The sequence below is a fragment of the Borrelia hermsii DAH genome (assembly GCF_023035675.1).
Lineage (GTDB): Bacteria > Spirochaetota > Spirochaetia > Borreliales > Borreliaceae > Borrelia > Borrelia hermsii.
The window spans coordinates 368,152-379,952 of record NZ_CP073136.1; the positions used below are offsets into that span (position 1 = coordinate 368,152).

Annotated in this window: 12 protein-coding genes; 5 read left to right on the forward strand and 7 right to left on the reverse strand. The window is 28.5% G+C overall.

Annotated elements, in window-relative coordinates; translation table 11 throughout:
• Nucleotides 1-9 precede the first annotated feature (9 nt).
• From bhDAH_RS01750 to bhDAH_RS01775, 6 genes are read right to left on the reverse strand one after another with little or no spacing between them, the layout of a single operon-like run.
• Entirely contained in the window at nucleotides 10-951 is a 942-nt protein-coding gene (locus bhDAH_RS01750) for a hypothetical protein (RefSeq protein WP_012422124.1), read from the reverse strand.
• A gap of 27 nt (nucleotides 952-978) precedes the next feature.
• Complete coding sequence (locus tag bhDAH_RS01755; protein ID WP_012422125.1) at nucleotides 979-1,464, reverse strand: CarD family transcriptional regulator; 486 nt, start codon at nucleotides 1,462-1,464, stop codon at nucleotides 979-981.
• A 47-nt stretch (nucleotides 1,465-1,511) separates the two neighbouring features.
• Nucleotides 1,512-2,105 (reverse strand): hypothetical protein, encoded by a 594-nt coding sequence (locus tag bhDAH_RS01760; protein WP_012422126.1) that lies wholly within the window; start codon nucleotides 2,103-2,105, stop codon nucleotides 1,512-1,514.
• Complete coding sequence (locus bhDAH_RS01765; protein ID WP_012422127.1) at nucleotides 2,098-2,826, reverse strand: 16S rRNA (uracil(1498)-N(3))-methyltransferase; 729 nt, start codon at nucleotides 2,824-2,826, stop codon at nucleotides 2,098-2,100. Before bhDAH_RS01765 ends, bhDAH_RS01760 begins: the two co-directional genes overlap by 8 nt.
• Before the next feature lie 3 nt (nucleotides 2,827-2,829).
• Entirely contained in the window at nucleotides 2,830-4,260 is a 1,431-nt protein-coding gene (locus tag bhDAH_RS01770) for a S41 family peptidase (RefSeq protein WP_012422128.1), read from the reverse strand.
• Nucleotides 4,257-4,484 carry a hypothetical protein gene (locus bhDAH_RS01775; protein WP_154645708.1) on the reverse strand — a complete coding sequence of 76 codons (228 nt, stop codon included), beginning with the start codon at nucleotides 4,482-4,484 and terminating at the stop codon, nucleotides 4,257-4,259. The genes bhDAH_RS01770 and bhDAH_RS01775 overlap by 4 nt, the downstream gene beginning before the upstream one ends.
• Nucleotides 4,485-4,756: 272 nt before the next feature.
• Here bhDAH_RS01775 and bhDAH_RS01780 point away from each other — a divergent pair, with 272 nt between their 5' ends.
• The 5 genes from bhDAH_RS01780 (at nucleotide 4,757) to bhDAH_RS01800 (ending at nucleotide 10,708) form a co-directional block, all read left to right on the forward strand.
• On the forward strand, nucleotides 4,757-5,890 hold the full coding sequence (locus bhDAH_RS01780; protein WP_012422130.1) for a MinD/ParA family protein: 1,134 nt from the start codon (nucleotides 4,757-4,759) through the stop codon (nucleotides 5,888-5,890).
• Nucleotides 5,891-5,900: 10 nt separating this feature from the next.
• Nucleotides 5,901-6,860, forward strand: coding sequence for a prolipoprotein diacylglyceryl transferase (lgt, locus tag bhDAH_RS01785; RefSeq protein WP_012422131.1), 960 nt, complete (start codon nucleotides 5,901-5,903; stop codon nucleotides 6,858-6,860).
• A gap of 51 nt (nucleotides 6,861-6,911) precedes the next feature.
• The gene (locus tag bhDAH_RS01790; RefSeq protein WP_012422132.1) at nucleotides 6,912-8,903 is read left to right on the forward strand and encodes an EAL domain-containing protein; all 1,992 of its coding nucleotides are present in this window, start codon (nucleotides 6,912-6,914) and stop codon (nucleotides 8,901-8,903) included.
• Between the two features lie 160 nt (nucleotides 8,904-9,063).
• Nucleotides 9,064-10,440, forward strand: coding sequence for an aminopeptidase (locus tag bhDAH_RS01795; protein WP_012422133.1), 1,377 nt, complete (start codon nucleotides 9,064-9,066; stop codon nucleotides 10,438-10,440).
• A 4-nt stretch (nucleotides 10,441-10,444) separates the two neighbouring features.
• Nucleotides 10,445-10,708, forward strand: a complete 264-nt coding sequence (locus tag bhDAH_RS01800) for a PTS sugar transporter subunit IIB (RefSeq protein ID WP_012422134.1) — start codon at nucleotides 10,445-10,447, stop codon at nucleotides 10,706-10,708.
• Between the two features lie 18 nt (nucleotides 10,709-10,726).
• Here the strand turns inward: bhDAH_RS01800 and bhDAH_RS01805 are convergent, their stop codons facing one another.
• Nucleotides 10,727-11,779 carry an NAD(P)H-dependent glycerol-3-phosphate dehydrogenase gene (locus tag bhDAH_RS01805; protein ID WP_012422135.1) on the reverse strand — a complete coding sequence of 351 codons (1,053 nt, stop codon included), beginning with the start codon at nucleotides 11,777-11,779 and terminating at the stop codon, nucleotides 10,727-10,729.
• Nucleotides 11,780-11,801 lie beyond the last annotated feature (22 nt).

Below are 11,801 nucleotides of genomic sequence, written 5' to 3' on the forward strand. Positions count from 1 at the left end.
CAAATTGATTTAATGCAAACTATTATCAAATCCTTTACTAATCCTAATATACTCAGAAATAAAGCTAATAAAATAAGTAGAAAAGAAAGTAAGTACACAAAAAATAAAAGGAACATAATTAGAAACTACATTTTCTCCCATAATCAAATCCAAACTCTCAGGAAATTTAATCGCATAAATATTATGAAGTTTAAAAAATAGTATAATGAAAACAGGATAAAGAAATAAAGAGAGACCACTTGAAAATATAAGATTAAAAACATAAGAAAATGAAAATAAAAGCAAAGCAAATCCAAATATATTTAAAATCAAACTAAAAGATTCTAAAGAAAGCAAAAAATTATTTAAAGTATCTAAATCATTAAAAACATTGCTAATTAGATTATTATATAACTTTTGAATAAAAAACGCACTTGTATTAAAATTCATGATGTCAGATTTAGAAAAATCTAAATCATATGAAAAAGTTTTAAAATCTCCATCATCAAACCCATTATCCTCAACTTTTAAAACACCTTTAAACCCGAACGATTTAACATCATTACCATAAAAAACTATCTTATCATCAAAAAAATGTACTACTCCATCTTTAATCATTTTTTCATTTTTGCTATGAAAATCCAAAAAGACAGAATTAAAATTAGCAGATGCTAAGAATCCAAAATAAGACAACAATAATATAAAAATAAAAACAACGCCATACAAAATCCTTTTAATGCGAAACGTCTTAATATTAAAAGGATAGGCAATCCTCATAAAGGTAGCAACTAAAGATAAAGGAAAGGCATAAAGATAAGCATCATAATAAAGTTCAAAACTCACAATAGAAAGATTCGCATGTAAAAACTTATATTTCAAGTAAGATGTACAAATGAAAATTAAGGAAAACATAAAAAACACAGAAATAAATCTACAAGATATTAAGAAAATAAATCTCAAAACACTCAACATAATAAGTTCCTACAAGTTATCAACAATCTAAGACTTCCCCGTAGAGAGAACTTCCTTAATCTTTTGCTTAGCTTCTTCAAAACTGATTTGCAAGGCTAAACTAATTTCATGCTGCAAAATTAATTCAAAATCATTTAAAATTCTTTTCTCATAGAAAGGCAATTCTTTTTGCATAGATTTTGTATACAAAAATTTATACAATTTAGCGGTACTTAATATATCACTTTGTTTATAAAAATCATGGCTACCATCTTTTATCTTTTTTTGATCTATTTGACCTTCAAAGTCTTTCATGATATCAAAAACTTCTTCTACCTTTTCTCTGCTAACTAAGGCCCTAATTCCAAGATCATCTGCTCTAGAAACTGGAACCATAAAAGTCATTTCATTGAATGGAAAATATATTTCATAATAATCAATAAACTCACCATTAAATTCCTTATTTTGGATGTTTTTTATTTTTCCCACTCCCTGCATTGGATAAACTACAGCTTGATCTAATACAAATGTCATTTCTTTACCTCATATAAATTTTACCAATACCTAAAAATCAAAAGAAATCACAAAAACACACTTAAATTAGTTCTAATGCCAAATTTATTTACATAAAACAAATTCTCAAGATAAGTATTACTACAAAAACTTATTATCATACTAGGAGTAAGTTTATTAATATTGGCAAAAAACATCTCTTTGTTTCTCTTAACAGCTTTCAAATCATAGTAACCAATAAAGTTAATCTCTTTATGTGACTCTTTCAATCTTAAAAAATTTCTCTTAGAAATTATTTTATCTTTATCAATAATATAACACGTTTTATATGTATTTTCCAGTACACTCATTGAAACAAGCAAAATTGAATTTGAATCATAGTAGCCAATGTCGACCCTTTTAAAAAACTTACAAAGAGATCTTAACAATTTAGAATTTGAAAAAACAAGTGAAGCACTCTTAACAAGATTCCTAAACCTTTTAAAAATTAAAAATTTTAACAAAGACTTACAATCAATAAAAATAACCATCGAATGATATGGATGGGATACAAGATATTCAAATCGACTAATCAATTTATCACTGCTCTTAAATACATCTATTGGTACCCCCAAAAAATAAATCCTATCTGGCTTTGAATATATATCTTTTAAATTAGCCATTATTACCCTCTAATAATAATTTAAAATGAACAAGCGAATAAACAATAGCCGTATCTGCTCTTAAAATTGGAGTATTAAATCTTACAAATTGAAAATTTAGTTTTTTAAAGAAATCAATTTCTGATTTTGAAAAACAACCCTCAGGACCTATTAAAATTCCAATTTTACCAGAAGCACTAATATCATTACCACAACTTAGCAAAACACCATCCTTATGAGCAACATAATAACTGACAGATGGGGAATAAGGAATGCTAAAAAAATTTCTGTAAAAATTAATACTAGGCACTTGAGTATTGCCACTTTGCTTTAAAGCTTCATCAATCAATTTTGCAAATCTTGAACTTTTAAATTTTAAATCATCCATCTCTATTCTAGCAACAGAATTATCAGCATTAACAATATTGATTTGATCTACGCCAATTTCAACAATTTGTCTTAAGCTTAAATCCAATTTTCTACCCTTAAGGTTAGATATAAACATACTTATTTCAAAATCACGCGTCTTAAGTTTTTCAATCTTAAGAGTAGAAAGCCTAATTAAATTATTATTTATACCAATAATCTCAGCAAACCTTATCTCTCTTCCCCTTAAGAGAACATTTAACGTATCGCCTAACTTAACTCTTCTTACATCAACAAGATAGTGATAAATCTTAACATCATCAATAATGATATCATTATCAAATAGACAACTATCATCTAAGACTATTTGTTTCACAGATTAATTTTTAGTCTCCTTTACAAGATATTCATAAGCAGCTCTTAAAGGTTTATCATAATGTAGATTATAAATTGGCATTTCGCTATGTGTGTCTTGATAAAATTGCAAAAATACATGATGCCCTAAAATGTCTTTATCTATATTCTGAATTGAATGTTCTTTAATAACCTTATCCACAAAAGCATCTATTTCTTCCTCAGTAATTGATTTTTTATTCTTTCTGCCATTTAAAAAGTTTTCTACCAATTTTTTATCAAAAATCTGCCTGTATGCTAAGACCTCGGTCTCAGAAAACTCTCTCTCTCCAATCTCTAAATCAGGCTTAATGCCAATATTATGAATACTGTTACCAGAGGGAGTATAGTATTTTGAATTTGTAATCTTAAATCCTCCGGTATAAAAAGGCAATATACGTTGAATTACTCCTTTACCATAAGATTTTTCCCCAATAACATAAACTCTCTCATTATCCTTTAAAGCTCCAACTAAAACTTCCGATGCCGATGCTGAATGTTTATCAATTAAAACAACAATTGGCATGTCTAAAGGTACTATATGTGAAGAACTAGCCTTATATTCCATGGGAACCTTAGAATCCCTTGCTCTTGTTGAGACAATAATTCCTTCAGCCAAAATATCATCAGCTATCTCTATTGCATCTTGAAGATACCCCCCGGTATTAAATCTTAGATCTAAGATCAAAGATTTGATGTTCTGAGATTGCAATTTTTCAAAAGCTTTTTTAAAAAATAGATTAGTATTTGGATTAAAACTTAATATCTTAATATACCCGACATCTCTGTTAATAACATCATGCTTAACAGTCTGTATATCTACTTTTTCTCTAACAAGTTCAAATTCAAGCTTTAAATCTTTGTCTCTTAAAACAGAAATTTTAACTTTCGTACCCGCTTTTCCCCTTAAGAGATCACCAACCTGCTCTATTGTCATTAAAGTAGTACTCTTACCATCAATAGCCGTAATGTAATCGCCAGACTTAACCCCGGCCTTATAAGCAGGCCCCTCTTCAAAAGCAGTAACAATCATTACATAAGAAGCATCGGAAATAGAACTATCAGATTTGACAGGAACATTTTTCTTAACGATAGAAACTCCAATCCCAACATAATTTCCTTCCGTAGTCTTTGAAATCTCTACTAAATCTTCTTTTGTCAAATATTGCGAATAAGGATCATTTAATGCCTTAAACATACCTTTTAAGGCCCCTTCAAAAATAGCCTCATCATCAACAGGCTCGACATAATTTCTCTTAATAAAATTAAAAGCCTCCATCATCATTTGACCATAACTTGACGCAGACATCTTACCCTTAGAAGAATCTGACTGCGCAAAGATAGATTCTACAATAACTGAAGAACTGATACTTAAAGCCAATACAAAGTATGCAAATACTAAAAATTTCTTTCTCATTGAATAATTCCTACATAAATAAAACTTGATTTTATCTTCATAATATAATATTTTAAGATTATGTTAAAGACAAATAACTCAAAAACAAAAGGAATAATTACAGGTCTCGTTCTCATTTTACAAACAATAGCAAGCACATTAATATTGTCAGCATTATATGGATTTGCTGAGAATACAATGATTGTAAATAACTCTTCTATCAAATTCATGATAGCATTCATCATATTTTCCCCAGAATTATGTGTATTAATATTAACAACGCACTATATGCTGTATGATCAATTTAAAATCCTTCACAACTTAATCACAATAACAAAAACCTTTCAAATAGCAATGAGTATTTTGCTTATTATATTGGGATTAGGCCTTGATTTATTATATGTCTATCAACCATGGTTACTTATTCTCTTAGGCACAATAATAATAACTTATACTATATTTAACGCAGTGATTTTAATTTTAATTAGAGCAAAGGATAAAATAACGGGGTAAAGATTTGATTATCATTCCTGTAGCTAGTGGAAAGGGAGGTGTTGGAAAATCTCTTTTTTCAACAAATATTGCAATTTGTCTTGCAAATGAAGGGAAAAAAGTATTACTTGTCGATCTTGACCTTGGCGGTTCAAATTTACATTCTATGCTTAATATCATACCTAAGAAAAGCATTGGGACTTTCCTTAAAACAAAAATCTCCTTTAAAGATATAATAATAGAATCAGGAATAAAAAATTTAAGCTTTATTGCAGGGGATTCAGATATTCCTGAACTTGCAAATATAGCCATCTTTCAAAAGAAAAAAATAATAAATAACTTAAAACACCTAAACTATGATTACCTAATAATTGACCTTGGTGCTGGTACAACATTTAATACAATAGACTTCTTTCTAATGTCAAATCGAGGAGTAATAGTAACAATCCCAACAGTAACAGCAACAATGAATGCCTATTTATTCTTAAAGAACGCAATATTTAGGCTTATGTCAAAAGTATTCACAAAAGAAACAAAAGCATACAAACTAATATCTGACATCAAAAAAGACTCTAGCGATTTACAAAAAATATATATACCTAATTTATTACTTAAAATCGAAACTTATGCTCCTGAAGATTATGAAAAATTTATGAAGATATTCTCACAGTTTAGTCCTTTCATAATATTTAACATGTTAAATAAACCTGATGATATTAAAAAAACCGAAAGAATACTCAAATCTGCAAAAAACTATTTAAATATAAATTTACAAAGCATAGGTTCAATTTACAAAGATGAGCTTATTGATAAAGCATTAAATCATAAAATACCAATAACTGTTTATAAACCAACAAGCTTAGCTTCCAAAAGTATTAAAAAAATAGCAAAAAAATTAATTGAACTTGAATCCGTAATAAATGATGTAGAACTATTAAGTGAAGACGATCTAAACGAAAGCTATCATTTTGTAATTAAAGAAGCACAAGACGAATACCTAGAAAAGTATGCATATCTTGAATCATTGCTAATGAACAAAACAATAGATGATAATGCAATTATTGATATAATAAAATCTCAACAAAAAGAAATTGCAACATTAAGGAAACAAAACATGATGTTAAAAAAAAAGTTATTTGCACAATTAAAAAAAGACTAAGGAGAAAAAAATGCCTAATTATATAAATTATCCTAGCTGGTTACATCCTGAAATAATTAAAGGAATTCCAATTACATGGTATAGTCTATCCTACATTATCGTAATCATAATTTGTTATAAATTTATCTGGTATCAAATAAAAGCTGATAAACTTGACATAAAACAAAGTGATTATGAGAAATTAATGTTTTCAATTGTTATGGGAGCAATAATTGGCGCAAGATTAACATCTACCTTAATTTATGATAGGAGTGGAATTTATTACACACACCCATGGCTAATTTTTCTACCATTTGACCGAAATTGGAATTTCACAGGATTTAGAGGAATGGCAATACACGGGGGATTTTTCGGAGTAATTATTGCACCATTAATAATGACAAATACCAAACTTAAAAACACAAATATAAAGAAATACTTCAGAAAGATAACTGATTACGGCTCACTAGCTTTCTCTTCGGGATATATACTTGGAAGATTTGCTAACTTTGCAAATGCAGAACTTTATGGAAGACCAATGAAAGGCGGGATAATATTTCCCAATGCAGAACCTTTTAAAGTAAATCAGAGCGGAGTAAAAGAATTTGCAGAATCAGTTGGACTGGAAATAGCACCTCACGACTTATTTGTTAATCTACCAAGGATTCCATCACAACTGATTGAAGGATTATTTGAAGGAACTGTAACCTTTTTATTGCTATGGTTTATTTTTAGAAAAATAAAAAAATATGATGGTTTTCTCTTTGGAGTGTACATAATTCTTTATGGATTATTCAGATTCCTTATCGAATACTTAAGAGAGCCGGACAAGGAAATAGGATTTGTTATAACTTACAAAAAACCTGAGAGCATATTGGATTTCTCATTTTTAAATATATCAATGGGACAAATATTCTCATTAATTCTAATATTATCTGGAATAATATGGCTCGCATGGGCTAGAACGAGACCAGAAAAACTAAAGAAATAAATATCAAAATATAGATTTATATCAAAATTAATATAAATTTATTTAAATAAGATGAAAAATCCAAATGCAATTGTAATATCTGAAGGGGCTATTAGCAATGATGATATTACAAAGATCAAATCTATTTTTAAAATATTACAAATAATAAAATCTAGAAAAAATATCTCTAAGGAATATATTAAACAAAGTAATATTAAGTTTGCTATTATTTACAACCATAAAAGACCAATAGATTTTTCAATCAATATAGCAAATGACTTAAAAAGCATTAATAACGTTCATTCTATCATTATAAACAATAAATCTATAGACAAAGCAATGTATAGGCCAAATTACATAGAGATATTAAACAACATCAGCGAATTAAGCGATAAACATAAATTAATACAACAGAAAAAACTTTATTATGACAATAATAATGCTAATCTTGATTTTTTCTTAAATCTATCTGAGCTTATTCAAGAAATCGTGATCATTACAAATACCGACAATGATATCATCTATATTAATGAAAAAGGCAGCAAAGAACTTGAACTCCCAATAAAAATCAGAGGAAAAACAAACAAAATAAGTGATATCAATATCATAGATTTAGAAAAAGAAACTAAAATAGATTTAAGTTACAACATAAATAACATTCCTGAATTCAAAAATATACTGATAACCGACTGCCTTTTAAAGGTTAAAAATAACAAAAAATTAATCGTCGATTTATTCATCAGTACAATTGCTCAAAACAACATTGATAAATTAATTACAATAAAAGACATATCAGACTTAAAATCTAAAAACAATATTCAGGATCTCGAAATCATTGATCAACAAACAGATCTATATAACATTAAAGGACTTGAAAAACTATTAATCAACCAAATTGAATCCTCTCATAAAAAGATATATTTATTTGATTTAGATTTACACATAAATACAGAATATGAATATAAAGGCAATAAAGACAACTTAGATTCAAAAATACTTAAGAAAATTACTTCTAGAATAATGTCATTCTATTCAGAATACATATTTAGACTCAAAGACAATAATTTAATAGTCATTATATCCACAAGTGGGGGGGAGCAAAGAATAATTTCAATTGCGGAAGAAATCAAAAAAACCATCTCCAGAGAACTTAGCAAAGAAGGCATCATAATATTCAAACTCAACATAGGAATAATAGAAGTAAATTTAAAAGAAGATATAGAGACAAAAATTTCAAAATTAAAAATAGCAACCAAAATATCTGATGAATATAAAGATTCTACGCCTATTTTATACAAAGATGAATTACCAGAAACAATACTTATTAAAAATCAAAATAAAATATTTGAATATATAGTAAAAGCAATAAAGAATGATTTTTTTAGTCTCTACTATCAAAAAATTACTCCTCTTAAAAAAGATCTAAAACCCAAAATTGAAATATTAACAAGACTTTTTGACTATACAGGGACTCCCATCCCAAACGACAATGTCTTTAGCTTAATAGATAAGTATAATCTAACTGTTGAAGTGGATAAATTGGTAGTTACTAAAACCTTAAGAGAATATACAAATTTTGTGGCAAAAAATGGTGTTCATATCTTTTCAATCAATATTTCACCATACTCACTTAAATCCAAAAACTTCAGAATGTTTCTAAAAGAAACACTTCTTAAAAGTCATGTCCCACTTCAAAACATATGCTTAGAAATAACAGAAACTGGGATTTTAGAAAATTTTGAATTAATCAAAACATATTTTAATGAACTTAAAACTTTCGGGGTTAAACTTGCACTTGACGATTTTGGTAGTGGATATACATCACTCTCATATATTAAAATCTTGCCAATAGATATTATCAAAATAGATGGTTCTTTTATTCAAGTAATAAATTCTAGTCAAATAGACCTTGTAATAATAAAATCAATAAAAGACATTGCTGATACAAAAAACATAAAAATTATAGCTGAATTTGTATCAAATGAAGAAATACTTAAGAAAATAAACGAGATCGGAATAGATTATGGACAAGGATTCCTATGGCATAAACCAGAACCTATTTAAAAATACACAAATGTTTTTTAATACTAGTGTAGCTCTAGTATAGATTAGGCCGCATAAAGGACACTGCAAAATTAATCCATTGCAGCTGTTTTTCATTATTGCTAAACTGCATTTAAAAAGAATAGAATGTTATAATAAGTAATCAGGAGGAGAAATTTTAATGACAAAACAAAATCCTTGGGTTTCTTTAAACGAAAAAGAGAGAAATAATGTTTTAGAATTTGCTCAAAAATATAAAAAATTTTTAAGCACAGTTAAAACCGAACGAGAAGCTACCAACTATGCTATACAAAAGGCAAAGGAAAAAGGTTTCATTAATGCCTGCGAAAAACAAGAATTCAAAGCTGGAGATAAAATCTTTTACACATGTCGCAATAAAAACATTGCTCTTATATTTATTGGAAGAGAGCCTATTGAGAATGGAATGAATTTCATTGTATCACATACAGATTCACCAAGACTTGATGCCAAACCATCACCGATTGCTGAAGAGAATGAATTTACAATGATGAAGACAAATTATTACGGAGGCATTAAAAAATATCAATGGTTATCCCTTCCTCTATCAATACGAGGAGTAATATTTTTGCAAAACGGAGAAAAAGTAGAGATTAACATCGGTGATGATAACAATGATCCCGTATTTGTAATTCCCGACATCTTGCCACATCTTGACAGAAAAGTACAAAGAGATAAAAAAGCTGATGACATCATAGAAGGTGAAAATTTAAAAATCATAATTGGAAGCCTACCTATTGACACTAAAGAAAAAGAAAAAGTAAAATTTGCTACTCTTAAGCTCATAAAAGAAAAATATAAAATAGAAGAAGAGGATTTCGTTTCAGCAGAAATAGAAATAGTACCAGCAGGAGAAGCAAAAGATGTCGGATTTGACAGGGCACTAATTGGTGCTTATGGTCAAGATGACAGGGTTTGTGTTTACACTTCACTAGAAGCTATACTTAATCTAGAAGAAACACCAAGCAAAACCGCTGTATGTTTTTTAGTTGACAAAGAAGAAATTGGATCAACTGGATCAACTGGACTAAATTCAAGATATCTTGAATATTTCGTATCAGACATAATATTTAAACTTAAAGAAGATAAATATAACAATCTCCTTGTTCAAAAAGTATTATGGAACTCAAAAAGCATATCTGCTGATGTTTGTGGTGCAATAAATCCCCTATTTAAATCAGTTCATGATGAACAAAACGCACCTAAATTGGGATATGGAATACCTATAATGAAATACACAGGTCACGGGGGTAAAATCATGGCTAGTGATTCTGATGCTGAGCTTGTCTCTTATATTAGGAATTTACTAAATAAAAATAACATAGCTTGGCAAGTAGCCACACTTGGAAAAGTAGACGAAGGTGGTGGCGGAACTGTTGCAAAATTCTTAGCACATTATGGAATAAGAACAATAGACATGGGACCTGGTGTTATTAGTATGCACTCACCATTTGAAATCACTTCTAAATTTGACATATATACTTCTTATATGGCTTATAAAGCGTTCTTTGAAGGATAACTAAATGAATAAAGAAACAATAAAAACATCGGAACATATTTTAGAATGCTTTGGGGGCATTGCAAACATTAAACAAGTAAACAAAGATTTAACTAGAATAAAAATCTTAGTTGACAGCAACTCTTTAGTTAAAAGAGAAAATCTAACAGACGATCGAAATATAATAGGAGCAATTAAATCAAATGAATTTACAGAAATTGTAATGAATTTTGAAATAATTGACGATGTTTATAGCAATATCATATATATGATGAATAAACAAACATAAGTAGGACCCGTTTGGGTCCTAAAATTTAAAATTTCTTATATAATCAACAACAGCTTCAGGTTTTAATTCTTTATTTAAGATTTTATACACTATATTAACTAGATTATGCTCATTTGAATTATTACCTAAATATTTTAAAAGCACAGAAACTTCCTTAGAAGCAACTATACCCTCTGGCAAATAACCAATTTTATGAATATTATTTATCAAATCATCTATATCTGTTAAACCTTCTAAGATATTTTTACTAATAATTTCACGACCAAATCGCCTATTTCTTCCAAAAATACTTCTACAAGTAACATCTAAATCTCCAGAACCAGCTAAAAATAAAAATGTTCCCTCATTGCAAGCGCCAAGCTTAAACGCAATATTTCGCATGTCATTTAATGAAACTGAAAATAAAAAAGACTCCGTATTATTTCCAATCAAATTTGGATCTTTAATTTTTATCTCATCTAAAATTCCAAATGCAATTGCAAATATATTTTTCAAAGCCGATGCTATCTGAACACCCAAAACATCATCGCTATAAAACATAGAAATAGAAGTGGCACTAAATAAATCAATAAATTCAAAAGCATTTGCTCTGTTTTTACTGGCAGCCACAAGGCCTGTAATAACTCCAAGTCCAACTTCTTCAGCATGACTTGGCCCTGCAATATAAGTAATTTCATCTTTATATTCTCTTAAAACACTTTCTGCTACCTCTACAATAGGGCAAGGTTTTCCATCAATTGTTATAAACCCTTTTGTAAGTATTGCCAAATTAAACTTTTTGGTAGCATACATACTTTTCAATTTATTAAAAACATTCAAAGTATAAAGGGAAGGTGTTGCAACAAAAACATAATCAGATTGACTTACGACATCAAGCAAATCAGAACTCGCAATCAAATTATCTGGCAATTTAATATCCTTTAAATACTTAACATTTTCATGATCATTATTAATGCTATCTCTAACATCTTCTTCAAAAGACCATATAAAAACATTATCCTTAAATTTATCTGCCAAAACCTTAGAAATAGCCGTTCCCCAAGCTCCTGCTCCCACTATAGATATTTTCATACATTTCTCCTTATAAATTTAC